The organism is Lysobacter silvisoli, from assembly GCF_003382365.1.
Taxonomy (GTDB): Bacteria; Pseudomonadota; Gammaproteobacteria; order Xanthomonadales; family Xanthomonadaceae; genus Lysobacter; species Lysobacter silvisoli.
Genome location: NZ_QTSU01000005.1, coordinates 1 through 25,288 on the forward strand (window position 1 = coordinate 1; position 25,288 = coordinate 25,288).

At 69.9% G+C, this 25,288-nt stretch carries 20 protein-coding genes; 8 read left to right on the forward strand and 12 right to left on the reverse strand.

Annotated elements, in window-relative coordinates:
* Positions 1-2,138, reverse strand: a 2,138-nt coding sequence (locus DX914_RS18830; protein WP_231118341.1) for a PKD domain-containing protein, incomplete at its 3' end; no start/stop codon positions are given.
* Positions 2,139-2,617: 479 nt separating this feature from the next.
* Here DX914_RS18830 and DX914_RS18835 point away from each other — a divergent pair.
* The 3 genes from DX914_RS18835 to DX914_RS18845 all read left to right on the forward strand — a co-directional run bounded on the left by DX914_RS18835 (position 2,618) and on the right by DX914_RS18845 (position 5,544).
* Positions 2,618-4,255, forward strand: a complete 1,638-nt coding sequence (locus tag DX914_RS18835; protein WP_115861726.1) for a multicopper oxidase family protein — start codon at positions 2,618-2,620, stop codon at positions 4,253-4,255.
* A gap of 34 nt (positions 4,256-4,289) precedes the next feature.
* Positions 4,290-5,027, forward strand: coding sequence for an FKBP-type peptidyl-prolyl cis-trans isomerase (locus DX914_RS18840; RefSeq protein WP_115861728.1), 738 nt, complete (start codon positions 4,290-4,292; stop codon positions 5,025-5,027).
* A gap of 112 nt (positions 5,028-5,139) precedes the next feature.
* Positions 5,140-5,544 carry a DUF3224 domain-containing protein gene (locus tag DX914_RS18845; protein ID WP_115862092.1) on the forward strand — a complete coding sequence of 135 codons (405 nt, stop codon included), beginning with the start codon at positions 5,140-5,142 and terminating at the stop codon, positions 5,542-5,544.
* A 221-nt stretch (positions 5,545-5,765) separates the two neighbouring features.
* On the opposite strand, the gene DX914_RS18850 is transcribed toward DX914_RS18845, so the two are convergent.
* The 7 genes from DX914_RS18850 to DX914_RS18880 all read right to left on the reverse strand — a co-directional run bounded on the left by DX914_RS18850 (position 5,766) and on the right by DX914_RS18880 (position 12,496).
* The gene (locus DX914_RS18850) at positions 5,766-6,749 is read right to left on the reverse strand and encodes an NAD-dependent epimerase/dehydratase family protein (RefSeq protein WP_115861730.1); all 984 of its coding nucleotides are present in this window, start codon (positions 6,747-6,749) and stop codon (positions 5,766-5,768) included.
* Between the two features lie 85 nt (positions 6,750-6,834).
* Positions 6,835-7,626: a MetQ/NlpA family ABC transporter substrate-binding protein gene (locus DX914_RS18855; RefSeq protein ID WP_115861732.1), complete on the reverse strand. Its 792-nt coding sequence runs from the start codon at positions 7,624-7,626 to the stop codon at positions 6,835-6,837.
* A gap of 74 nt (positions 7,627-7,700) precedes the next feature.
* Positions 7,701-8,372 carry a methionine ABC transporter permease gene (locus tag DX914_RS18860; protein WP_115861734.1) on the reverse strand — a complete coding sequence of 224 codons (672 nt, stop codon included), beginning with the start codon at positions 8,370-8,372 and terminating at the stop codon, positions 7,701-7,703.
* Positions 8,369-9,376: a methionine ABC transporter ATP-binding protein gene (locus tag DX914_RS18865; protein WP_115861736.1), complete on the reverse strand. Its 1,008-nt coding sequence runs from the start codon at positions 9,374-9,376 to the stop codon at positions 8,369-8,371. Before DX914_RS18865 ends, DX914_RS18860 begins: the two co-directional genes overlap by 4 nt.
* Positions 9,377-9,489: 113 nt before the next feature.
* Positions 9,490-10,143: a DsbA family oxidoreductase gene (locus DX914_RS18870; protein ID WP_115861738.1), complete on the reverse strand. Its 654-nt coding sequence runs from the start codon at positions 10,141-10,143 to the stop codon at positions 9,490-9,492.
* A gap of 121 nt (positions 10,144-10,264) precedes the next feature.
* Positions 10,265-10,795 carry a GNAT family N-acetyltransferase gene (locus DX914_RS18875; protein ID WP_115861740.1) on the reverse strand — a complete coding sequence of 177 codons (531 nt, stop codon included), beginning with the start codon at positions 10,793-10,795 and terminating at the stop codon, positions 10,265-10,267.
* 51 nt (positions 10,796-10,846) lie between these two features.
* A complete protein-coding gene (locus DX914_RS18880) occupies positions 10,847-12,496 on the reverse strand; it encodes a M28 family metallopeptidase (RefSeq protein ID WP_115861742.1) in 1,650 nt (549 codons plus the stop codon).
* A gap of 344 nt (positions 12,497-12,840) precedes the next feature.
* Between DX914_RS18880 and DX914_RS18885 the strand changes: the two genes are divergently transcribed.
* Positions 12,841-14,112 carry an MFS transporter gene (locus tag DX914_RS18885; RefSeq protein WP_115861744.1) on the forward strand — a complete coding sequence of 424 codons (1,272 nt, stop codon included), beginning with the start codon at positions 12,841-12,843 and terminating at the stop codon, positions 14,110-14,112.
* Between the two features lie 145 nt (positions 14,113-14,257).
* Here the strand turns inward: DX914_RS18885 and DX914_RS18890 are convergent, their stop codons facing one another.
* Positions 14,258-14,689 carry a PepSY domain-containing protein gene (locus DX914_RS18890; RefSeq protein ID WP_115861746.1) on the reverse strand — a complete coding sequence of 144 codons (432 nt, stop codon included), beginning with the start codon at positions 14,687-14,689 and terminating at the stop codon, positions 14,258-14,260.
* A gap of 162 nt (positions 14,690-14,851) precedes the next feature.
* A complete protein-coding gene (locus DX914_RS18895) occupies positions 14,852-15,601 on the reverse strand; it encodes a hypothetical protein (RefSeq protein ID WP_115861748.1) in 750 nt (249 codons plus the stop codon).
* A gap of 185 nt (positions 15,602-15,786) precedes the next feature.
* Here DX914_RS18895 and DX914_RS18900 point away from each other — a divergent pair, with 185 nt between their 5' ends.
* Both DX914_RS18900 and DX914_RS20430 read left to right on the forward strand, forming a co-directional pair.
* Positions 15,787-17,148, forward strand: coding sequence for an MATE family efflux transporter (locus DX914_RS18900; protein ID WP_115861750.1), 1,362 nt, complete (start codon positions 15,787-15,789; stop codon positions 17,146-17,148).
* A 193-nt stretch (positions 17,149-17,341) separates the two neighbouring features.
* Complete coding sequence (locus tag DX914_RS20430; RefSeq protein ID WP_196778966.1) at positions 17,342-20,596, forward strand: PGAP1-like alpha/beta domain-containing protein; 3,255 nt, start codon at positions 17,342-17,344, stop codon at positions 20,594-20,596.
* Between the two features lie 126 nt (positions 20,597-20,722).
* Here the strand turns inward: DX914_RS20430 and DX914_RS18910 are convergent, their stop codons facing one another.
* The gene (locus tag DX914_RS18910; RefSeq protein ID WP_115861752.1) at positions 20,723-20,932 is read right to left on the reverse strand and encodes a cold-shock protein; all 210 of its coding nucleotides are present in this window, start codon (positions 20,930-20,932) and stop codon (positions 20,723-20,725) included.
* Between the two features lie 308 nt (positions 20,933-21,240).
* Here DX914_RS18910 and msrB point away from each other — a divergent pair, with 308 nt between their 5' ends.
* Together msrB and DX914_RS18920 are read left to right on the forward strand one after the other, a co-directional pair.
* Positions 21,241-21,708: a peptide-methionine (R)-S-oxide reductase MsrB gene (gene msrB / locus DX914_RS18915; RefSeq protein WP_115861754.1), complete on the forward strand. Its 468-nt coding sequence runs from the start codon at positions 21,241-21,243 to the stop codon at positions 21,706-21,708.
* A 201-nt stretch (positions 21,709-21,909) separates the two neighbouring features.
* Entirely contained in the window at positions 21,910-24,411 is a 2,502-nt protein-coding gene (locus DX914_RS18920) for a S8 family peptidase (RefSeq protein ID WP_115862094.1), read from the forward strand.
* Between the two features lie 294 nt (positions 24,412-24,705).
* On the opposite strand, the gene DX914_RS18925 is transcribed toward DX914_RS18920, so the two are convergent.
* A complete protein-coding gene (locus DX914_RS18925) occupies positions 24,706-25,254 on the reverse strand; it encodes a DUF6630 family protein (protein ID WP_115861756.1) in 549 nt (182 codons plus the stop codon).
* Positions 25,255-25,288: the final 34 nt, after the last annotated feature.

Genomic DNA, 25,288 nt, shown 5'->3' on the forward strand with positions numbered 1-25,288 from the left:
TGGTAGGTGTGCACGATCGCCACCGTCACCGACGCGTTGCTCGGGGCGTTGCCGCTACGGCCGGAGACCGTGATCGGGCTCTCCACCGTCGCGTTGTCGCTGATGGTGTAGTCGGCGGTGTTGCTGTAGGTTTGCACGCCGCTGCCGGTCACCGTGACCGAGGCGGACTTGGTGTTCGTGGCGCCGTCGTCGTCGGTGACCGTGAGCGAGACCGTGTAGGTGCCGGCGGCGCTGTAGGTCTTGCTCGGGTTGGTCGCGGTGGACGTGCTGCCGTCGCCGAAGTTCCAGCTACGCGAGACGATGCTGCCGTCGCTGTCGCTGGAGCTGTCGGTGAAGCTCGCGCTCAAGCCGCTGGTGCTCGAACTGAAGTTGGCCACGGGCGCGGCGTTGACCGGACCGCCGGCGGTGTAGTTCAGGATCAGCTTGGGCGCCGACGCGCTTTCGCGCGAGGTCCAGTCCACGCCGTCGATGACGCCCGAAGCGTTGACCAGGGCCAGGCCGTGATTGGCCGCCGCGCCCGATGCCCAATCCTCCATCAGCTGCACGCCGGCCGCGTTGAGGGCGATGGTGTGGGTGCCGGTGCTGGTGGGCGTCACGCTGCCCAGCTTGGGACCCAAGGTCGCGCCGGCATAGGTCGCATCGGCCTCGGTCCAGGCGCCGGTGACCTGGTACAGGTCGTAAGCGCCGTTGGACAGATTGGTCACATTGAGCGAAACCGTGGCCGAGGTGATGTCCAGACCCGCGGCCGACGACAGGTTCCAACCCATCAGACCGCGCAGCTGCAGGCCCACGTCGTCGCCGTCGGCGTACAAGGTGGCGCCGTTGTCGCGCGTGCCGTTCGACTTCACGGTCACGTCGCGCACGGTGTCCAGGCTCAGCGTGTTGGCCGGAGGCGCGCCCTTGTTGCAGGTGCCGCTGAAGCTGTCGGTGTAGCTGCTGCCGGCCTTGGGCACGAACTCGCCGATGTAGCCGGTGGCGGTGAGGCTGAGCTTGAGCACGCCATGGGTGCTGGCGTTGCTGGCTTCCAGCAGCGGATGGCTGCCGCTGAGGCCGTAGAACGCGCGGCCGCCGGTGCCCACCAGCACCTGGCGGATGCCATCGCTGGCCGCGGCCTGGCTCGGGTTCATCTTGGCGTAGCGCTGGTAGTTGTGGTCGTGACCCACCAGCACGAGGTCGGCCTTGGCCGCGTACAGCGCGTCCCAGAACGGCTTGACCTGGCTGTAGCCGGTGTAATGGCCGCGGCTGACCAAGGGATGATGGAAGTAGGCCGCCGTGCAGGGCTTGGTGTTCGCGGCCAGATCGGCCTTGAGCCAGTTGATCTGCGCGCTGGCGACGGTGCCGCCGGACATGGTGTTGAGGGCGATGAAATGCCACTCGCCCACGTCCCAGCTGTAGTAGCCCTTGCTGCGGTCGCCAGCCGGGCCGGTTTGCGCGCCCACGCCGTTGAAGTAGTCGAAGTAGCCGCTGGCGCCGCTGGTGTTGTACTCGTGGTTGCCGGGCGTCGGGCTGGTCAGGTCCTTGAAGCGGCCCCAGGTCGGCGCGTAGCGGTTGTTGTATTCGCTGAGCGTGCCGCTGCTGTAGGCGTTGTCGCCGGCGGTGAACACCGCGGTCGGATTGATCGCCACGATCAGATCCGAGGTGCCCGCGCAGGCGTTGCCGCTGGTGTCGCAGATGTCGCCCGCACCGGCCACCACCACCGGGCTCGCGGCCAGGCTTTGCAGGCCGTAGTCGTAGCTGTCGACTTCGAAGGCGCTGTCGGGATTGCCGAAGTAGGGGCGGATCTCGACGCAGTCGCCGCGCAGCGCGCGGGCGTGGAAGGCGCGGCCGTTCCACTGCTGGCCTTCGAAGGTGTAGCGGTCGCCGCCCGAGCTGATCAGGGTCAGCGAATCGTAGGGCTTGAGGTTCAGCGATTTGAAACCCAGGCGCACCCACTTGGCGCCGGGTTCGCACACCCGGTGGGAGGGCGCGCTGAGCACCGATGCGCTGCGCGCGGCGGGAATGCGTTTGCTGATGGCATTGTCCTCGGCCAGCTGCAGCGTGCGCTGCGCGGCACCGGCCTGCGGTGCGTGCAGCCATAGCGACGTCAGCGCCAGCGCGCAGGCCGCGATGGCGCCGCGGCCCGGCCATTCCTTGTGCATGTTGTTCACTGGTGGATTCCCGTTGGGTTGCTGTGAGGCGCGCGCACTGCGCGCCGCTCGCTGCCGGGGACGCGTTCCGGCGCCGCGGGCAAACGCCCGGCTCGCGCCAGCGCCCGGGCGCCGCCGGCAAGACGCCGACGCGACCGAGCAGACCACCGCCGCCGCCCGTCCCGGACCGCGCCGATGCAAAGGACCGCGCGCCCCCTGCGCGCGACGGTGCCGACAACTGCCCCAGCGGACTGGGCCGCTTCGGGGCTAGGCAACAACGCTGCGGATCATCGGCATCAGGCGCCCGCGCGACTGGGGCGGACGTCACAGGGCCGAAGCGTGCGACGGCGCCAGTGTGTGGCTGCGTCCACGGTTTGCCGCGTTGGCGGCGGCTATGGTGTCGCGGTTTTGTTGCAGTCGCGTTTTAGCCTGAGCCGTTTCTAGGGGGACCAGGTCGGGGCCGGGCCGGATGCTGTGCACAGGAATTGCGCATGATTGATGTACGACGCCGCCATGTGCTGACCGCACTCTCGGCCGCCGCCGGCGTGGCGGTGGCCGCGCCGTTCGCATGGCGGCAATGGCGTGCGCCGCCCGCGCCGCAAGCGGCCGCGTCTGTGCCGCCGCCTGCCGACGAGCACGCCGAGCCTGCGCGCTTCGCGCACGCGCTGCGCATGCCCGGCCGCGACGGTTTGTTCGCCGAACTGCCCTTGTCGCGGCTGTCGGCCTTGAGCGCGAGCATCGCCGCGTTCGACATCTTTGGCGGCGCGCACACCGAGCTATGGCATTACGCCGCCGAGCACGAAGGCCGCCGCTGCGCCGACCCGCTGCTGCGCGCGCAACGCGGCGAGCGTGTGCGTTTGAGCCTGCGAAACCAATTGCGCGAGGCCACCACCGTGCACTGGCACGGCCTGGCCGTGGACGAGGCCAACGACGGCAGCGGCCTGCATCCGGTCGCGGCCGGCGCGCAACGCGACTGCGATTTTTCCATCGACAACCGCGCCGGCCTGTACTGGTATCACGCCCATCCGCACGGCCGCACCGGCGCGCAGTTGCAGCGCGGCATGGCCGGCCTGCTGCTGATCGAGGACGAAGAGGAACGCGCGCTACAGCAACGCCTGGGACTGACCTGGGGCGAGCGCGACCTGCCCTTGATGATCGCCGATAAGCAGGTCGATGCGCGCAACGCCATCATCTACAAGGACTGCGCCGACGACTGGATCGGCAACCGCGTGCTGGTGAACTGGACGCCAGAACCGTATCTGGACGTGGCGCCGGCGCTGTACCGTTTCCGTCTGGCCAACGTGGCCAACGCGCGCATGCTGCGCCCGGCCTTCGTGCACCGCGGCCAGGCGCTGCCGATGCTATTGATCGGCACCGACGGCGGCCTGCTGGAACGACCGTGGCCAGTGGAAGACCTGTTTTTGGCGCCGGCGCAGCGTGCCGACGTGCTGGTCGATTTCTCCGCGCTCGCGCCGGGCGAGCGCGCGCTGCTGCGCAGCCTGGACTACGTGGCGATGGAGAACGAGGACGAGTCCGGCGCGTTCCAGCCCGACCCCATGGCCGACCATCCCGGCGCGGTCGCGATGGGCGATCCGCTGGACCTGATGGAACTGCGTGTGGTGGCGCCCCATGCGCCCGCACGCCCGCCCGTGCGCGTGCCCGAGCGGATGTCGGCGCTGCCGCCGCTGCCGGACACCGAAGGCTGGCCGGTGCGTGCGCTGCGCCTGCGCATGGACGATCAAGGCCGCTGGTTCATCAACGACTGGAACTTCCACCTCACCGGTCACGAGCCGGCCTTCAGCGTGCGCCGCGGCAGCCGCGAGGTTTGGGAGCTGCGCAACAGCATGACCAGCATGCCCCACCCCATCCACATCCACGGCCTGCAGTTCCGCGTGCTCTCGCGCAGCATCAGCCCGCCCGACATCCGCGGCCGCAAGGTCGCCGAGGGCGGCTTGGGACCGCAGGACCTGGGCTGGAACGACACCGTGGTGATTTGGCCCGGCGAGATCGTGCGCCTGGCGCTGGACTTCGACCAGCCCTGGCGCGGCACCCAGCGCTACATGCTCCACTGCCACAACCTGGAGCATGAAGACATGGGCATGATGATCAGTTTCGCGGTCACCGATTGATGGCACACACAACGCTAGAAACACGGAGTTCCGCATGAAGCTCGCCCCGCACCTGCCCGTCGCCGCGCTGCTGCTGGCCGCCTCGGCCGCGCTGTTCGCCTGCAGCCGCGCGCCGTCGCCGCCAACGTCCGCGCCGCCGGCGTTGGACAGCGAACGCGCGCGCGCCAGCTATGTGGTCGGCCTGGACATGGCCAAGACCCTGGCGCCGGTGCGCGAGGACGTGGACATCGAGGTGGTGCTGCAGGCGGTGCGCGCGGCCTACGACGGCCGTCCCTCGCCCATCGACGAGCCCGCGGCGCAACGCATCCGCGCGCAGCTGAGCCAGCGCTTGCGCGATCGTCACGATGCGGCCCAGCGCGAACTGGCGAAGAAAAACCTGCAAGCGGGCGATGACTTCCTGGCCGGCAACGGCAAACAGCCCGGCGTGCGCAGCACCGCCAGCGGGCTGCAGTACCAAGTGCTCAAGGACGCGCAGGGGCCCAAGCCGAATGCGCAGGACACGGTGCGGGTGAACTACATCGGCGCGCGGCTGGACGGCGCCAAGTTCGAAAGCACGTACGACACCGACCACCCGGCCGAACTGGTGCTGAGCCAGGTCATGCCCGGCTGGAGCGAGGGCGTGCGGCTGATGCCGGTGGGCAGCCGTTACCGCTTCTGGATACCGGCGCGGCTGGCCTACGGCGAGCGTGGCGTGCCCGGCCAGATCGAGCCCAATGCGACCCTGGTGTTCGAGGTCGAACTGCTGGAGATCGCCGGGCGCGGCGCGCCTTGAACCGACGCGCTCCTGTCGCAGCTTCGGCGACGCGGATCGTCGATGCTGGCCATTGACGGCCCATGCCGCCGCGCGCATCGTCGGCGCGGTCTTCGCCTGCCAGGACCCATTCATGAGCCGACACATCCATGGCGCTTTCGACGTCAAGATGAACCCGCAAGCCGCCGACGAAGGCGCCAGCGATGGCCTGGGCCGCATGCGCCTGGACAAGCGCTACCACGGCGAACTCGAGGCCAGCGGCCAGGGCCAGATGCTGGCCTTCCGCAGCGCCGTCGCCGGTTCGGCCGGCTATGTCGCGATGGAACGCGTGGAGGGCACGCTCGGTGGCCGCCGCGGCAGTTTCGTCCTGCAGCACAGCGGCACCCTGGATCGCGGCGCGGCGCAGCTGGATCTGAATGTGGTGCCCGATTCCGGCACCGGCGAACTCACCGGCCTGCGCGGGCGCATGAGCATCGTCATCGCCGAGGGCGGCGAGCATTACTACGACTTCGACTACGAACTGGCCGAGGCCCCGTAGGATGATTCTTGCTAAAGCGTAACCCGAAGACTTCGGAGTCATGCCTGGATGAAGCGCTGGATTCCCGCGTTCGCGGGAACGACTGGTGGGTTTGCGGCGAGCGCCACGATCCGTCATCCCCGCGAAGGCGGGGATCCAGAGACTTCAGAGTCATGCCTGGATGAAGCCCTGGGTTCCCGCCTTCGCGGGAACGACGGGCAAAAGCGCTTCGGGGCTGCGGCTCAATCGACCGGATACGGCCCTTCGGCGAAGGCATGTTCGTGGTAGCCCTTGCTGCCGATGCTGCGGGCCAGGTCGCTGCGCAGGTCCAGGCCTTCGCGCAGGCGTTGCAGGGCGTGGGCGAAGTCGTACTTCGGCGCCCAGCCCAGGTCGGCGCGCGCGCGTTCGTTGACGTAGACGCGGTCGATGCCGGGGAACATGCGCCAGCCGCGGCGCGCGTACTCGGCCTCGTAGCCGGGCACGCGTCGCGCCAGCACCGCCGGCGCGTCCTCGCGCAACTCCGCCAGGTCCTCGCGCTGGAACGGCGTGGTGGCGCTGATGATGTAGCGGCCGAAGCCCAGCGCCGGTGCGCGCTGGATCGCCAGCAGGTGCGCATCGACCACATCCTCGATGTCCACCCGCCGGAACAGCAGCTCGTTGGCCTTGATGTTGGCGTCGTCGAAGGCCTCGCGCGCCGACTTCAGGTCGTCCTGCTCGGGGAAGAAGCGCGAGGTGCGCAGCACCAGCAGCGGCAGGCCCTGCTTGTGCTGGAACAGCTCGCACAGGCTCTCGGCGGCGATCTTGGTGGTGCCATAGATGTTGCGCGGCACCGGCGCCACGTCCTCGGTCACCCAGGCCGCCGGGGCGCCCGGCGGCGGCGTCAGCGCACGACCGAAGGCGCTGGTGGTGCTGGTGAACACGAACGCGCCCACGCCGGCGCTCACCGCCTCCTCGAGCAGGTTGAGGGTGCCGCTGATGTTGGTGTCGACGAAGTCCTGGCGGCTGTGGGTGGCCACGTGCGGCTTGTGCAGGGTGGCGGTGTGCAGCACTGCGTCGACGCCGCGCATGCAGCGCGCGACCAGCCCGCGATCGACGATGGAGCCGACCGCGTCGGTGTGGGCCGAGGCGCTCACGTCCAAACCGATGGCCTCGTGGCCGTCGTGGCGCAGGCGCCGCATCAGCGCCTCGCCCAAGTGGCCGGCGCTGCCGGTGACCAGGATCTTCATTGCGGCTCCATCGTACGCCGGACGCGACCGCGTCCCGTGCCGGCATTGTCTCCGATCGCCGGCGCGCGCGACACCGCGCGCGGCCTTAGAACGCCGGCAGCACCGCGCCCTTGTACTTGGTCTGGATGAACACCTTGACCTCGGGGCTGGTCAGCGCCTGCGCCAGCTTGAGCACGCGCGGGTCCTTGAGGTTGTCCGGGCGTGCGACCAGGAAGTTCACGTAGGGCGAATTGCGGTCCTCGATGGTCAGCGCGTCGCGGGTCGGGTCCAGGCCGGCGTCCAGGGCGTAGTTGGTGTTGATCAGGGCCAGGTCGACCTGGTCCAGCACGCGCGGCAGCATCGCCGAATCCAGTTCGCGGAAGGCCAGCTTCTTCGGGTTGTCGATCACGTCGCGCAGCGTCGCCAGCGGGTCTTTGGGATTGCGCAGTTTGATGATGCCGGCCTTGTGCAGCAGGATCAGCGCGCGGCTGTTGTTGCTGGGGTCGTTGGGGATGGCCACGTCGGCGCCGGCCGGCAGCGCATCCAGCGACTTGTAGCGGCGCGAATAGGCGCCGAAGGGCTCGATGTGCACGCCGATCACCGTGGTCAGCTGGGTGCCGCGGTTGCGGTTGTAGGCGTCCAGGTAGGGCTCGGTCTGGAAGTAGTTCACGTCCAGCAGCTTCTGCGCGACCTGGTCGTTGGGCTGCACGTAGTCGTTGAACACGTGCACGTCCAGCTTCACGCCCTGCTTGGCCAGCAGCGGCTTGACCACCTCCAGGATCTCGGCGTGCGGCACCGTGGTGGCGGCCACGGTCAGGGTGTCGGCGGGCGTCTTGCCGCCGCCGGAGCAGCCGGCCAGCGCCAACAGCGCGAGCGAGTACAGGGCGATCTTTTTCATGCTTGGATTCCGTGGGGAGGGAATGCGGGGGAGCGGCGCTGGTCGATCATCGCGTACGGGTCATCGCCAGCGGGTCATCGCCTGCTAAAGCGCGCGACCAGACGGTCGCCCACGCTCTGCAGCGCCTGCACCAGGATCAGCAGCAGCACCACGGTCACCAGGGCCACGTCGCCGTGGGAACGCAGATAGCCGTCGCGGTAGGCCAGGTCGCCCAGGCCGCCGGAGCCGATCGCGCCGCCCATGGCGGTGTAGCCGATCAGGGCGATGGTGGTCACGGTGGCGCCGGCGATCAGCCCGGGCAGGGCCTCGGGCAGCAATACGCGCAGCACGATCTGGCGGGTGCTCGCGCCCATCGCCAAGCTGGCTTCGATCACGCCGCGCTCGACTTCGCGCAGTGCGGTTTCGACCAGGCGCGCGTAGAACGGCGCCGCGCCCACCACCAGCGGCAGGATCGCCCCGCGCACGCCCAGCGAGGAGCCCATGGCCGCCAGGGTCAGCGGAATCATCGCGATCATCAGGATGATGAAGGGCACCGAACGCAGCAGGTTCACCAGCAGCGACAGCGCCGCGTACAGGCGCGGGCGCGCATGCAGCTGGCGCGGCGCGGTCAGGAACAGCAGCACGCCCAGCGGCAGGCCGATCAGCAGGGTCAGCGGCAGCGCGCCGGCGAGCATCAGCAGGGTGTCGCCGCCGGCCTGGGCGATCTCCACCCACTTGGCCGCATCCAGGTTCGCGAACCCGCTCATCGCCGCACCTCCTCGACGTGCACGCCCGCGGCGGCGAAAGCCGCCAGCGCGCGCTCGGCGTCGCCGCCGACCAGGGACACGGTGAGCTGTCCGTAGGGCGTGTCCTTGATGCGGTCGATGCGGCCGGCCAGGATGTTGTAGTCCACCCCGCTCTCGCGCGCCACGCGCCCCAACAGCGGTTCGTAGGTACCGCCGCCGACGAAGGTCAGGCGCAGGATGCGCCCGGACACCGCGGCCATGTCGCGGTGCAGCTCGCCTTCGTCCAGGTGCTCGGCTTCGGCGACGAAACGGCGCGTGGTCGGGTGGCGCGGGTGCAGGAACACCTCGGTCACCGGCCCGCTTTCCACCAGCGCGCCGGCGTCGAGCACGGCGACGCGGTCGCAGACGCGGCGGATCACGTCCATCTCGTGGGTGATCAGCACGATGGTCAGCCCCAGTTCGCGGTTGATGCCGGCCAGCAGCTGCAGCACCGAGGCGGTGGTCTGCGGGTCCAGCGCGCTGGTGGCCTCGTCGCAGAGCAGGATCTTGGGGCCGGTGGCCAGCGCGCGGGCGATGCCCACGCGTTGCTTCTGCCCGCCCGACAGCTGCGCTGGATACTTGTGCGCCTGATCGCTCAAGCCCACCCGCGCCAGCAGCTCGTCCACGCGCGCGGAGACCTGCGCGCGCGGCGTGCCCGCCAGCTCCAGCGGGAAGGCGACGTTGGCCGCCACGGTCTTGGACGAGAGCAGATTGAAATGCTGGAAGATCATGCCGATGCGGCGGCGCAAACCGCGCAGGCCGTCGGCGTCGAGGGTGGCCACGTCGGTGCCGTCCACCAGCACGCGGCCGCCGCTGGCGCTTTCCAGGCGGTTGATCAGTCGCAGCAGGGTGGATTTGCCGGCGCCGGAGTGGCCGATGATGCCGAACACCTCGCCGGCCTCGATGCGCAGGTCCAGCGCTTGCAGCGCCGGCGCCTCGTGGCCGCCGACGCGGTAGGACTTGCTGGCCTGCTCGAATGCGATCACGGAATCGGGAGCCAATACGCGGCGCTCAAGCGTACCGCGCGACGGCGTCCGCCGTCGCCTGCGCGGCGGGCATGAGGGTAGAACGAAGCTTCAGTTGTCCGAAGCTGGCGGCTTCAGGCCGCCGGCAGCCCGGCCAGCTGACGCAGGGCGCGCTCGAACAGTTCCACCGGCTGGCCGCCCTGGATCAGATGACGGTCGTTGATGATGACCGACGGCACGGCGCTGATGCCCTGGGCCTGGAAATGGTTCTCCTGCGTGCGCACCTCGTCGGCGTACTCGTCCGACGCCAGGATCTGCCGCGCGCGCGCCTCGTCCAGCCCCACCGACGCGGCCACGCCGGCCAGGGTGTCGTGCGAGGACACGTCCAGGCCGTCGCTGAAGTAGGCCTGCAGCAGCGCGTGCTTGAGCGCGCGCTCGCGTTCGGCGCCTTCCAGCTGCGCCCAATGCAGCAGGCGGTGAGCGTCGAAGGTGTTGTAGATGCGGTTGCGCGCGTTGAAGGCGAACCCCAGCGCGGCGCCGCGCTGGCGCAGGGCCTCGCGGTTCTGCGCCAGCTGCGCGGGCGTGGAGCCGTACTTGCGGGCCAGATGCTCGTCGATGTCCTCGCCTTCCGGGGCCATCTGCGGATTGAGCTCGAAGGGCTGGAAATGCAGGTCCACCTGCAGGCCGTCGCCGATGCGCGCGATCGCCTGCTCCAGCGACTTCAGGCCCACCGCGCACCAGGGGCAGGACACGTCGGAGACGAAATCGATCTTCAGCGGCTGGGACATGGCGGTACCTGGCGAGCGACGGCCGGCGAGCGGCCCGAGACCGACAAGATGCGACCGCGCCGTCGCGGCTTCAACCGCCGCAGGCACGCACCGGTGGGCCGATGCGTTCCAGCGGTGGCCCTCAGTCCAGGGCCAGGCCCAGGATGCGGTCGTCGTAATCGCGGCCGCCGACGTTGAACCGGCGCGTGCCCAGCGCGCGGAAGCCGATGCGCTCGTAGAAACCGATCGCCGCGGCGTTGCCGTCGTACACGCCCAGCAGCAGCCGGCGCGCGCCGCGCGCGCGGGCTTCGTCGGCCGTGGCCTGCAGCAGGCGCCGGCCCCAGCCGCCGCCGTGATAGCGGCCGAGCAGGTAGATGCGCTTGAGTTCCAGATCGCGCGCGTCGGCATCGGGCAGCGGCAGCTGCGCCGGCGCGAGCACGGCATAGCCCACCGGCGCCTCGCCGGGCGCGGCCTCCAGCAGCCACAGCGCGCAGGCCGCATCGTCCAGCCAGGCGCGGTAGGTGGCCGCGGCGTGGGCATGCGCGCAGTGACGCACGATGTCGCCGCCGCCGAGGATGCCGGCGAAGGTTTCCAGGAAGGTGGCCTGGCCGACCAGGGCCAAGGCGGCTTCGTCGCCGGGTGCGCAGCGGCGCAGGCGCAGTTGGTCGTTCATGCGGATTCCGATGCGGCGCCGCTCCCGCGCGTGCGGGAGCGGCGCGGTGGCTTACTTGCGTTCGGCCGCGCTGGCGTCGCGCGCGGCGCGGAACTCCGAGTCCTGGCTCCAGTTCGGCCAGCGCTTGGAGTTGGCCAGGCCGTTGCCCAGGCTGTAGAGCAGTTCCAGGTCGCGGGCCATGCCGGTGAAGCTCCAGCTGGCTTCCCACTGGTCGGCCGGCTGATGGTAGCGATCGGCGGTGTAGGCGCGCTGCGCGGCCTCGCCCGCGGCGCGGCCGCCGTCGATGCGGTCGTCGCCGGAACCGAACGACACCGCCGGCACGCCACGCTTGGCGAAGGGGAAGTGATCGGAGCGGAAGAAGTGGCCGGCCTCGGGCTTGGGATCGGTCACGTAGCTCATGTCCCAACGCTTGGCCAGCGCGATCAACTCGTCCAGCAGGTCCTGCTTGGCGCTGCCGGCGGTGGAGAAATCGCGCGCCGGGCCTTCGGGATCGAGCGCGTCGGTGTTGATCACCGCCACGGTCTTGCCCAGCGGGTACAGCGGCTTGGACGAGTAGTACTCCGAACCCAGCAGGCCCTTTTCCTCGGCGGTCACCGCCAGGAACACCACCGAGCGCTGCGGCTTGGGCCCCTGCGCGAAGGCGCGGCCCATCTCGATCAGCGCGGCGGTGCCGGTGGCGTTGTCGACCGCGCCGTTGTAGATGGTATCGCCCTTGGCGTCGGGCGCGCCCACGCCCAGGTGGTCCCAGTGCGCGCTGTAGATCACGGTCTCGTCGGGGCGCTGGCTGCCTTCGATGCGGCCGACGATGTTTTGCGAGGTGATGACCTCGGTCTGCACCGCGTAGTTCGCCGACAGGGTCGCGCCCTTGAGCTCCACCGGCTTGAACGCGCGCGTCTGCGCCTGGCGCTTGAGCGCTTCGAAATCCAGGCCGGCGCGCTTGAACAGGTCGACGGCGAAGTCGCGCTGGATCCAACCCTCCATGCGCGGATGGGTGGCGCCGGGGCGGTCGCGGACCACGTCGAACATGGTGTTGGTGTTGGAGTTCTTGACCGTGGCCCAGCCGTAGGACGCCGGATCGGTCTCGTGCACGATCAGCAGGCCCAGCGCGCCCTGGCGCGCGGCCTCTTCGTATTTGTAGGTCCAGCGGCCGTAGTAGGTCATGGCCTTGCCGCCGAAGTCGCCTTTACCGCTTTCGAAATCCGGGTCGTTGATCAGCACCACGGCGATCTTGCCTTTCAGGTCCAGGCCCTTGAAATCGTCCCAGTCGCGCTCGGGCGCCTTGACGCCATAACCGGCGAACACCAGCGGCGCATCGGCGATAGCCACCGACTTGGAACCGTCGAGCGCGGCGCGCACGGCGATCTCGTTGCCCTGGGTCAGCGCCTGCGCCTTGCCGCCCACGCTGACCGACAGCGACGGCGTGCCGGCGATCTGCGAACGCGTCAGCGGCACCGCCTGCGTCCACAGGCGCTGGCCGTCCTTGAGATCGCCGCCGGGCTGCAGGCCCGCGGCCTGCATCTGCGCGACCACGTACTCGATGGTCTTGGTCTCGCCGGCGGTGGCCGGGCCGCGGCCCTCGAACTCGTCGGAGGACAGCACCCGCGTTTCTTCGGACAGGCGCTTGGGGTCGAACTTCGGCGCCTCGGCCGCCAGGGCCGCGGATACCGACAGGGACAGCAGGGACGCGAGCAGCAGTTTCATGGACGAAGGGCCCGGGCGGATGAGTGCGCCCGATACTAGGAGCGGCGGCGCGGGCGGTCCAGTTGCGTCGGTCACGGTCGCGCGACTTTGCCGAATCTGCGATTTCGGGCCGGTGGAACTGAGCGTTTCCGGTGCGCGCCTGACGCGCGTTCATGTTCTGCGGCACACTGTCGCCACGGCCGCGCAGCGCGCGGGCGTACCCCCATCCGCACCGCCGACCGCGCCCGAGCGCCGCCCACCGCCCCGCTCGAGCGGCCCCCACCGCTGCATCCCGCTGCCGCGGCCGGCCTGCGACTCGGATCTGCCATGCCCCGCTTGATTCCGCTGTCTTCCCGGTGCGCGCGATGAGCGCGTCCGCCGCCGCGCGCGTGCCGCCGCGCTCGCTCTGGCAAGGGCGCAGCCTGGTGCTGGCCGGCATCGTGCTGTCGGCCTTCACCCTGCGTACCGCGGTGACGTCGCTGACGCCGCTGCTGGACGGCCTGGGCCGCGAGTTCGGTTTCGGCCCGACCATGACCGGCGTGTTAGGCATGGTGCCCACCGCCGCGTTCGCGGTGTTCGGCGTGCTCACGCCCGCCATCGCCCACCGCCTGGGCCTGGAGCGCGCGGCGCTGACCGCGATGGCGCTGGCCGCGCTGGGCCTGCTCGCGCGCGCCTTCGCCGGCGATACCGCGCAACTGCTCGCCGCATCGGCCGTGGCGTTGGCCGGCATGGGCATGGGCAACGTGGTGCTGCCGCCGCTGGTGAAGCGCTACTTCGCCGACCGCTTGGGCGCAGTGAGCTCGACCTACATCACCGTGCTGCAACTGGGCACCATCCTGCCGGCATTGGCCGCGGTGCCGATGGCGCAGGCCGCCGGCTGGCGCGTGTCGCTGGGCTCGTGGTCGCTAGTGGCGGTGGCCGCGGCGCTGCCGTGGATCGCGGCGCTGTGGATGGAGCGCTACGGCCGCTCCGCGCAGGCGCGCACGCTGGCCGCCGCGCACGACCGCGCGGTCGGCAGCGGCGACGAAGCGCCGGAGCTGGCCGCGCCCGCCTCCACCGGCCGGGTCTGGCGCGCGCCGCTGGCCTGGGGCATGGCGCTGATGTTCGGCATGACCTCGCTGATCACCTATTCCATGTTCACCTGGCTGCCCAAGCTGCTGGTCGAAGCCGGCGGCAGCGCCGCGCTGGGCGGCAGCATGGTGGCGCTGTTCTCCACACTTGGGCTGGTGGCCGCGTTGGCGCTGCCGGCGCTGGCGGTGCGCATCGCCAATCCCTTTCCGGTGGTGCTGGCCTGCGTGGCCATGTACCTGGCCGGGTTCGCCGGGCTGCTGTGGGCGCCGATGACGGCGACGGTGCTGTGGGTGGCGCTGCTGGGCCTGGGCCCCAGCACTTTCCCGCTGTCGCTGACCTTGATCAACCTGCGCACGCGCAGCCAGGCCGGTTCAGCCGCGCTGTCGGGCTTCATGCAGGGATTGGGTTACACGATCAGCTGCCTGGGCCCGCTGCTGTTCGGCTGGCTGCACGAGCGCAGCCACGGTTGGGCGCTGCCGTTCGGGTTCTTGAGCCTGTGTCTGGTGGTGCTGGCGATAGGCGGCTACCTGGCCTGCCGGCCGCGCATGCTCGAAGACCAGTGGTAACTGTTAAAAGCCCCTCTCCCGTGCAACGGGAGAGGGGTTGGGGTGAGGGCATGCGGAGGTCACGAACTCGCGCCGTAATTCGCCTTTCGCGCGCCCTCATCCGCCCTCCGGGCACCTTCTCCCGCAAGCGGGAGAAGGGAGCGCTTTAGTCCTTTTCCTTGCCGATCACCTTGCCGGTGCGCGGATCGATCTTGAGTTCCACATCGCGGCCGGCCGGGTCGTCGGCTTCGGCATTCCAGATGCCGTCCTCGTAATCCACGTCGTGCACGTTGGTGTAGCCGGCCACGGCCAGGCGCGCGCGCACGTCGGCCTCGCTGAGGTTGGCCACCTGCTCGTCCGGATACACGCGCCCGGTCTTCGGGTCCAGACGCACGTCGACGCGGTTGCCTTCGGCGCTGCGTGCGTCGGCCTTCCACACGCCGTCGCTGAATTTGACGTCGTTGATCTTGGTGTAGCCCTGATCGGTCAGGCGCGCACGCACCTGGGCTTCGGTCATGGCGTCTTGCGCGAGGGCGGTGCCGGATACGGCCAGGGCGATGGCGAACGCGGCGATACGCAAACTCGGACTCGTCTTCATGGCTAGCTCCGTTGGGGGACGGTGCCTGAGTCTTGTCGCGCTCGCGCCAACCGGCGGTGAATATCGCGCGTTCAGTCGCGCACGTTCACGCTCGCTGCACACCTGCTGCACGCGACGCTAACGCCAGCGCGAACATCGCGCGATGCCGCGGCGCTTAGGCCGTCATTGTTCTATCGGATACACGCTGGCGATGGGGCAGGTCACGCGCGACACGCCGCCCCCGCGCGCGATGCCTTCGCCCGGCCGCATCTCGGCCTTGGCCACCACGCTGTCGCCGGGATTGCCGCAGATCGCGCTGATGCCCATGCCCGAACGCAGGTCGATGGTGTGGGCGTTGAACAGTTCCGGGCAGCTGTAGGCGAGTTCGACGCGGTAATAACGGTGGCCGCCGGAACGCTGCGGCGAGACTTCGACCACCAGGCCCTTGCCGTCCTCGCTCCAGCCGCGCATGTAGCGCGGGTTGAAGCAGTACGAAGTGGAGCCGCCGAAACCGCGACGCTTTTCGGTTTTCACTTCCACCGCGTCCAAGGTGGCGATGCCGTCGTCGCGGCGCTGGCTGGCCAGCGCCAGCTGCGCGTACTCGCGCGCGTCGATGACGGCCACCGCGGCCACCGGACACAGCTGCTGGCCGCTGCGCAGATACTCGTTGCCGTGGCCGCAGACCCAGCCCTCGCGCGCGAGCACGGTGGCCTGCGCGTCCACGGTGGCGGCCGGGCAGTCCTGCGCCAGGTCCACGCGGAAGCGGCGGCCGTCGGCCTGCATCACCGCCAGGGTGCGCTCGCCGGACTGCCGCGCCTCGCTCATGCTGCGCGCGTCCAGGCAGTTCGGCGCGGGCGCCGGGCTGCGCGTGGACGCGGCCAGCGGCGCGGCGGCCAGCAACAACAGCAGGGACAGCGGAGCGGTAGTGCGCATGCGGGGGTCCGTGGCGATCGCCGGCGCACGTGGCCAGCCTGCCGATTAGACGCGAAGTGCGGCTACCGCCGCTAGCGCGGGACGGCGCCCATTTGCTAGCGCGGCCTCGCCGCCGGTCGCACCGCGATGGCGTGCGCCTCGCGTGCGCGCTAAGGTCGCGCGCAGCCCAAGACCGCCGAACCGCCATGCAGGACCTGACCCAGGGCCCCATCCCCAAACACGTACTGCGCATGGCCGCGCCGATCATGGTCGGCATGCTGTTCCAGACCCTGTACTTCCTGATCGACCTCTACTTCGTCGCCCGCCTGGGCGATGCCGCGGTGGCCGGCGTGGGCGCGGCCGGCAACGTGCAGTTCATCGTCATGGCCCTGACCCAGATCCTGGGCGTGGGCACCATGGCCCTGATCTCGCACGCGGTCGGGCGCAAGGACCGCGACGACGCCAACCTGGTGTTCAACCAGAGCCTGCTGCTGGCGCTGGCCTGCACCGCGGTCACCCTGGTCGGCGGCTACGCGCTGGGCGGCGCCTACATGCGCACCCTGGGTGCCGACGCGGCCACCACCCAGGCCGGCATCGATTACCTGTACTGGTTCCTGCCCGGCCTGGCGCTGCAGTTCGCCCAGATCGCGATGGGCTCGGCGCTGCGCGGCACCGGCATCGCCAAGCCGACCATGGTGGTGCAGATGCTAACCGTGGTGCTCAACGCGATCCTGGCGCCGGTACTGATCGCCGGCTGGCTGACCGGCAAGCCCATGGGCGTAGCCGGCGCAGGCCTGGCCACCTCGATCTCGATCGCGGCCGGCGTTGTGATGATGGCGCTGTACTTCGCGCGCCTGGAAAAGTACGTGGGCTTCGACCGCAGCCAGTTCCACGCCCGGCTCGAAGTGTGGAAGCGGATCCTGCGCATCGGCCTGCCGCCCGGCGGCGAGTTCGCGCTGATGTTCGTCTACATGGCGGCGATCTACTGGGCGATCCGCGGCTTCGGCGCCGAGGCCCAGGCCGGTTTCGGCATCGGCCAGCGGGTGATGCAGGCGATCTTCCTGCCGGCGATGGCGATCTCGTTCGCGACCGCGCCGGTGGCCGGGCAGAACGTGGGCGCGCGCCGGCCGGAGCGGGTGCGCGCGACCTTCTACGCCTCGGCCATGATCGGCAGCGTGCTGATGCTGGCGCTGACCGCGCTGTGCCAGTGGCAGCCGTCCTGGCTGGTCGGCGTGTTCACCCAGGAGCCGGCGGTGATCGCGGTGGGCGCGCAGTTCCTGGGCGTGATCTCGCTGAACTTCGTCGCCTCGGGGCTGATCTTCACCTGCTCGGGCATGTTCCAGGCCCTGGGCGACACCCTGCCCGCCTTGCTCAGCAGCGCCAGCCGCATGCTCACCTTCGCCCTGCCGGCGCTGTGGCTGTCGACCCGGCCGGACTTCGAACTGCGCCAGCTGTGGCTGCTGTCGGTGGCCTCGGTGGCCCTGCAGGCGGTGATCAGCGTGCTGTTGCTGCTGCGCGCGCTGCGCCGTGCCGACCGGCGCATGGCCACTGCCGCGGCCGCGACCTGAGCCCGGCGACGGCGCAAAGCAGGCAAACGCACATCCCTCGCGCCAGCAAGCACGAGCGCGGGTTGGAGCTTCGTTTTTTCGGTCGCAGTCGGCTTAAAAGCCGGCAAATTTGCGCCTATAGTCGTCGCCGCAAGGAAGCCATGCCGCCGGCGGTTCAACCCAGCGGCCCATATCGCGATCAGGAGGATCCGCCATGCACACAGGCCATGTCCTGTCCGTTTTCGTTCGCCGCCGCCTGTCCGATGCGGCGCGCTGCCTGCTTTCGCTGTTGCTGCTGTTCGCCTGGCTGCCGCCGGCGTCGGCGCAAACCTGCAATACGCCGAATCTCGCCCGCAACGCCGTCGCCTTCGGCCACACCACCTACCCTGGCTATAGCGCGCAACGGGTCAACGATGGGGACCGCAGCACCGAGCTAGGCGGCGGATTCAGCTGGGTCAACGACTACGGCACCTGGCCGGCCACGCTCGACCTGACCCTGGCCAGCCCGGCGCGCATCGATCGGGTGCAACTGTTCACGACCCGCGGCTACGAAGCCACTGCCTACGATATCCAGCTGCGCGTCGACGGCACGTGGCGCACCGTGAGCTCGGTGCGCGGCAACAGCGCGGCCTCGCGCGACGACCGCTTCGCGCCGCAGCTGGCCGACGCGGTGCGCATCCTCGCCGTCAACGGCTCGGGATTGCAGCCGTACTACTTCCGCGTCAACGAACTCGAAATCTACGCCTGCGGCGGCACGCCGGCGACCACGCGCGTGGCCGGCCGCGTGGTCGAGTTCGGCACCGGGCGGGGGCTGGGCAATGTGGTGGTCGATCTGGGCGGCGGCATCACCGCGATCACCGATGCGGCCGGCAACTATGTGTTCCCGGCTGTGCCGGCGGGCACCTACACGCTGCGGCCGCGGCTGGCCGGCTGGACCTTCGGCAGCGACGCCTTCCTGATCGACCAGTTCACCATCGTGCTCAGCGGCGGCAGCCGCTTCGTGCAGAACCTGATCGGCTACAACCGCCATCCGATCGTCTACGTGACCGGCTGGACCGACAACTTCAACCGCTTCAACCCGGTCGTGGCGCAGTTGCAGAACAACGGCTATCGGGGATTCGACGCGAACATCCAAACCAGCCTGGGCTACACCCCGCCCTTGCACGTCAATGCGCTGCGGGTGCGCTCGGCGATCGACACCGCCCGCTACGAAACCGGGCAGCCGCGGGTAATCCTGTTCGGCCACAGCATGGGCGGGCTGGTCGCGCGCGCCTACATGGAGAGCGTGCTGTACCGCAACGACGTCTCGCAGATCTTCACCTTCGGCACGCCGCACCGCGGCGCGCCCGCCATCACCGGCCTGGCCTGCGTGCCCAACCAGCCGGCGGTGTGCGAGATGTCCAAACCGGCCATGCAGTTGTTCAACATCACCCATGGCCAGCGCCCGGGCACGGTCTATCACGCGATCGGCGGCGACGCGCCGATGTGGCGCCGGCATGAGATCTGCTTCCGCATTTTCGGCCGCCGCATCTGCATCCGCTCGATCCCGGTGCCGTCCTTCGAGTTCCGCAACGGTTGGGGCTGGACCTCGGGCGTGCTGATCCCGGGCGAGGACGACGGCCTGATCCAGACCTACAGCGCCACCGGCATGCCCGGTTTCCTGGACCGCATGGCCACGCAGGAGATCCACATCCGGCCGGGCCTGGGCCATCGCGACTATTACAGCTGGGGCGATGGCGTGCTGAGCCAGCAGACCTACTGGAACTGCCTGCATCCGGTCCTGGTCGCGCGCTCGCGCAGCCACTGCGGCGGGCCGTCCTTCCAGTTCCCGTTCCGCGCGCAAAGGCTGCAGGACACGGCGCTCGCCGGTGCCGCGATGCAGCCGTATCGCTTGGCCGGCAGCGGCGGCGCCACGATGAGCGGCGCCGACGAGTTCAATCAGCGCAGCCTCAACGTGCGCAAGACCCTGCTGGCCAACGGCCGGATCGAACGCGAGTTCCTGGTCGACGGCAGCCCGACCCTGTTCGCCGCGCGCTGGCTCGCCGGCAGCGCCCGGATCACCCTGATCGACCCGAGCGGGCAGGTGTTCGACCCGGAGTTCGCCGCCTCGGTGTACGAAGGCGAACCGCAACCCGGCGAACCGGTCGGCGACGAGCTCGATCCGAGCATGGTGCTGTACCAGGCCGCGGACACCACCGCGAGCTACCAGTTCCCGGCGCCTCGGCCGGGCCGTTGGCGCATGATCGTGGACGGCGGTGCCGACATCGAGACCGGCGGCACCGACCTGGCCACGTTCGCGTCCTTCGCCAGTCCGCTGGGGATCGAGTTCGATGCGCTGTTTCCGTTCCTGATCAGCGGGACGCGCGCCGAACTGACTCTGACGCCTAGCGCGGGGCTGCTCAGCGCCACCGCGGAAATCCGGATCCGGCGCATCGACGGCGGCATCGACGTGGTGCCGATGGTCCGCCAGGCCGACGGCCGCTTTACCGGCAGCTATGACGTACCCGACGCGCCGGGCATCGCCGAAGCCACCTGGTACGTGTCCGGCCTGACCGCGGCCGGCCTGGACTTCGAACGCGGCGGCAGCGAGTCGCTGCAGATCGGGCGGCGCAGCCTGAGGATCGCTTCGGTCGGGGCCGAAACCGCCATCGGCAGCCGCAGGCGCTATCAGGCGCTGGAAGTGCCGGTGGAGGTGATCGCCGACTACAGCGGACCGGCGATGGTCTCGGCCGACCTGGTCGCCGCGGACGGCCAGGTGGTCGCCAATGCCGCGCAGCTGCAGGATGTCGTCGCCGGCGCCAACACCCTACGTTTGCGCTTCAACGGCGAGGACATCTACGCCGGACGACGCAACGGCCCCTATCGTTTGACCAATCTGATCAGCACCGATCAGCGCGAAGCGGCGAACCTGTCGGACTGGCTCCAGGACGAGCAGCTGACCACCGCCGCGTACGACTACCGCCTGTTCGGACCGTTGACGCCGTTCGCCTGCGACGGGCGCAACCTCTTGCTCGGCGGGGCGGCGGTCGCCACCAGCACCGCCCCGGGCTACAGCCCCGCACGCACCACCGATGGCGACTTCAACACCGCGCTCGGCGGCGAGTACAGCTGGGCCAATGCCGGCAGCGTGCCGTTCGCCGCATTCGCGGCCATGCCGGGCAGCGGTTCCGACCGGTTGGACATCGCCCTGCCGGTTCCCGACCTGGCCGAGCAGGTGCTGGTGTACTCCAGCCTGGGCTACGAGGCGCGCGACTACGATCTGGAGTACTTCGACGGCAGCGCCTGGAACCTGATCGAGAGCGTGCGCGGCAACGTGCAAACCGTGCGCGAGCACCGCATGCCCGCGACCCGGGTGGAGCGGCTGCGCATCGTCGCGCACAGCGGCCCGGATCACGACACCGCCTACGTGCGCATCAACGAGGTTGCGGCCTACCGCTGCGGCACGTTCGCCCGCTTCGGGGCGCGCTGACCGCGCGCAGCGCGGGGTCGACCGCCGGCCGGCACCACCGGCCGGCGGCGAGCCCAGGCCGCCAAACGAAAAAAGCCCGGCCGAAGCCGGGCTTTTCCTAGATCGGTGCGCTTGCGCGCGCCCGGATCAGACGGCCTGGACGGCCTCGGCCTGCAGGCCCTTCTGGCCCTGCACGACGGTGAACGACACCTTCTGGCCTTCCTGCAGGCTCTTGAAGCCCTGCGACTGGATCGCGCGGAAGTGCACGAAGACGTCTTCGCCGCTCTCGCGGCTGATGAAACCGAAGCCCTTGGCGTCGTTGAACCACTTGACCGTACCGAATTCACGGTTCGACATGTTTGCTTGCTCCTTGAAACGTTATGGAATGCCGCGGTTGCGGCGTGATGCTGGTTGCAAGGAGGAAGCCAGGTAACGATGGGCGGATCTGGGATCTACGACATCGGGCCACGGTTCACGGTGACCCTTGACTAACACAGCATCCGATACCCTAGAGCCATGGCGCCCGGAATGCAAATCCCAGCCGCCGAACGGCGCCCTCCCGTTCAGCTGAACAGGGGCGGGACGCAGCGTTTCCGGCCCGCCGGCCGCCACCCGGCCCGGGCGTGGGTACCATCGGCGGACCCGCCCCCGCCGGAACCGCGCCCATGACCGCCTTCGACCTGACCCCTCCCAGCGATGCCCAGCGCCAGGCGCTGAGCGCGGGCCTGAGCGACGAGGAGCGCCGGGTGCTGTTGCAGCACGGCACCGAGGCGCCGTTCTGCGGGGTGTTCCTGGACAACAAGCTGGACGGCGTCTACACCTGCCGCTACTGCGGCCTGCCGCTGTTCCGCTCCAACGCCAAATTCGACTCCGGCACCGGCTGGCCCAGCTTCTTCGCGCCCTACGCGGGCGAGCACGTGCGCACCGTGCGCGATACCAGCTACGGCATGATCCGCGAGGAAATCGTCTGCGCGCGCTGCGGCAGCCACCTGGGCCATGTGTTCCCCGACGGCCCGCCGCCCACCGGCGAGCGCCATTGCCTGAACTCGGTGTCGCTGGCGTTCACCCGCCAGGGCCAGGCGCTGCCGGATCCCTTGCGGCGCGGCGGTGCGGAGAGCGGCGTCGCGGATTAGCCGATCCGCCGCCCTTTCGTAAAGGCACCTCATCGCGCGGCACGCACCATGTGCCGCCGGGCACCATCCACGCGCTAATACCGCTGCGAATGGGGGAAATCCCCCGCTCGCGCTGGGGCTCAACCCCGATGCATGACCGCGCGGCGCTCGCGAATACTCGCCGCGCCCTTCGTCCATCGTGGAGTTCGTGGAATGCCCGTCATGCCCCGCCCCGTTCGTCGCCGTGCGCTGCGTATTTCCGTTCTCGCCGCCGGCCTGCTCGCCAGCGGCGTCGCCCTGGCCGATGCCCATCTGGATCCGCAACTGCTGTCCAAACTCACCGCCGCGCTGCCCACCGACCGCTTGCAGGTGGTCATCAGCTACGAGCAGTCCGCGCCGGTCAGCGCCGCCCAGGTCGGCGTGCTGCAAACGCTGGGCATCCGCCAGGGCGTGACCATGCGCTCGCTGCCGATCGCCGGCGCGCTGGCCACGCCGGCGCAGATCCGCGCGCTGGCGCAGCGCGACGATGTCGCCTCGATCTATTACAACGCGCCGCTGCGTTACATGAACAACGACGCGCGCGCCATCTCCGGCGCCGCGCGCGCGGTGCAGAACCCGGGCGACTACCACCGCGCGATTCCGTTCAGCGGCCGCGGCGTGACCGTGGTGGTCAACGACTCGGGCATCGACGCCACCCACGAGGACGTGAAGTTCGGCGAGAACGTGGTCCAGAACGTGCTCGGCCCGCAGAACGTGCTGGCCAGCCTGGCCGCGGACCTCGCGCCGGGCATCGTGCCGGTCACCTACCTGGAAAACCTGCCCAACACCGACCTGGGCTCGGGCCACGGCACCCATTGCGCCGGCACCATCGGCGGCACCGGCGAGCGCTCCGGCGGCCTGTACCGCGGCGTCGCGCCCGGCGCGGACCTGGTCGGCTACGGCTCCGGCGCGGTGATCCTGGTGCTGGACGCGGTCGGCGGCCTGGACTATGCGCTGACCCATCAGTTCAGCTACGAGCATCCGGTGCGCGTGACCAGCAACTCCTGGGGCAGCAGCGGCCCGTTCGATCCGATGAACCCGGTCAACATCGCCACCTACGAGCTGTACAAGCGCGGCATCGTCAGCGTGTTCGCGGCCGGCAACGACGGCCCCGGCGAAGACACCCACAATCCCTACGCGCAGGCGCCGTGGGTGATCTCGGTGGGCGCGGGCGAGAACGACGGCGTGCTCACCGGTTTCTCCTCGCGCGGCAAGCGCGGCGAGTCGGGCACTTTCACCATGCCCGACGGCAAGCAGTGGACCTACGTCAACGAACCCACCCTCGTCGCCGACGGCGTGGACGTGGTGTCCACGCGCGCGCTCACCGGCGCGCTGCCGGCGACGGAACTGCAGCACGACGCCGACACCCTGGCGCCCGCGCACCTGCCGTTCTACACCCACATGAGCGGCACCTCGATGGCCACGCCGCACGTGGCCGGCATCGTCGCGCTGATGTTCGAAGCCAATCCGAACCTGACCCCGGCCCAGGTCAAGGACATCCTGCGCCGCACCGCCAGCAACATGACCGCGCGCCTGCCCTGGGAGGCCGGCGCCGGCTACGTCAACGCCTATGCGGCGGTGGCCGAAGCCTCCGGCACGCGCTACGGCTGGGGCGCCACGGTCAATGCGCTGCGCAGCTTCAACGCCAACGCCATCCTGCTGCCCGGCGGCAGCCAGCCGTTCTCGTTCGACTTCGTGCCCGTGGGCGCCACCGGCGAGCAGTCCTTCACCGTCGGCAGCGACGTGGCCTGGGTGGCCGCGCGCGCGACCATCGGCGAGAACACCCTGGCCCTGGTGCTGACCGATCCCGACGGCGTGACCTACGGTTCCTCGGTGGCGCTGCCGGTGCTGGGCGACACCGTGACCACCGGCGCGCCGGGCAAGCCCGGCGTGTGGAAGGTCAGCGCGCGCGGCATCGGCTCGGTGTCGGGCACCGGTCTGGACCCGCTCAAGCTCACCAACGGCTACGGCCTGCCGGGCACGGTCAGCGGCCAGATCAACCTGCTCCGGAGCGGCGGCTACACCGGCCTGAGCGACATCGCCAGCCATCCGGCGCGCCAGGCGATCGAGTACGCGGTGGCGCAGCGCCTGGTCGATGGTTTCCCGGGCGGCTACTTCAGCCCCGACACCAAGCTCAAGCGCTACGAACTGGCCCAATACCTGGTCATGGGCGGCAGCGTGCGCCAGTCGCTGCGCTTCGACGGCCAGTCCAGCTTCAGCGACCTGCCCGTGGGCAGCACCGCCTACGCCTACGCCGAATCGGCGGTGGCCGCCGGAGCGCCGCTGCGCGACCTCACCCAGCGCCAGGACGGCGTGATGGGCACGCTCAACGGCCAGTTCCGCGGCAACGACTCGGTCAGCCGCGTGAGCCTGGCCTACTCGCTGGTGCAGGCGCTGGGGCTGCAGCCGCAGGCCGCCGCCTACACCGGCCCGCTGACCGTGGCTTACGAAGGCCGGCGCATCGCCATCGACGATGCCGCCAGCATTCCGGCGGCGCTGCGCGGCTACGTGCAGCAGGCACTGGACCAGGGCGTGTTGAACGCGCGCTTCAGCCTGGTGCAGGGACCGTTCGACCTGCAGCCGACGGTGCATGCGAACTTCGATCCGAACGTGCTGGTCACCCGCGCGGGTTTCGCGGTCGCGGCGGGGCGCTTCGACGCGGCGTATCGCGCGGCGGAGGATTGAGCGCTTAAAGGGATAGAGCGGCGGCCCGGCCTAGTGCCGGGCCGCCGTCGTTTGTGCGCGCGGTTATGAATGGATAGCCCACGTATGTGGCGGTGCGACGCAATGCGCTGGTTCCACACCGCAACGTCGGCCACAACCGTCATTCCCGCGAAGGCGGGAATCGCTCTTTGCGGCTTTCGCGCTGAAGTCACTGGATGTTCGGCTCACGCCGAAGTAAAGCGGAGCCCGCATTCGCGGGAATGACGGCCGCAGGTTTCGCGGCGGCGACGAAGCGATGGGCCGCAGTTTTTGCAGTTAGAACGCGTCGCTGCCCGGCCGCGCCTCGATCCCCAGCAGCGTGCTCAACGCCTGCATCGCCTCGTCGTCGCGGCGCAGCGCGATCCAGCCCGCGTGCGCGTCGGTGCCGGTGTTCCAGGTCCACAGCGTGTAGCCGTGCTCGCGCAGGCGATCGTGCGCCAGCGCCATCAGCTCGGGAATGTCGGTGCCGGCCAGGAAATCCTCGTCGCCGGGATCGTCGCTGCCCCAGTCGATGCGCAGGTTCCAGCGCGCGGCCAGTTCGTTGAGGCTGTCGATGAAGGACGCGGCGTCCTCGGCGTCGACGTAGAAGCCGGCCTTCCAGTCGATCGCGTCGCGCAGCAGCCACACCGGCTCGTCGGTCTCGCCGCCGGCCTCGGCCAGCGCTTCGCGGTAGTCGGCGAACTGCTGCAGCGCCGATTCCTCGTCGCCGGGGTTGATCATCAGCAACAGCTGCCAGACCAGGGCCTCGGGCGCGGCCTCGTCGTCCAGGTCGTGGTCGTAGCCGTTGAGGCCGTCGTCGTCGTAATCGTCGTCGGGCGCGTTCATGCGCGCAGGATGCCGCTCCCGGGCCGGCTTGGAA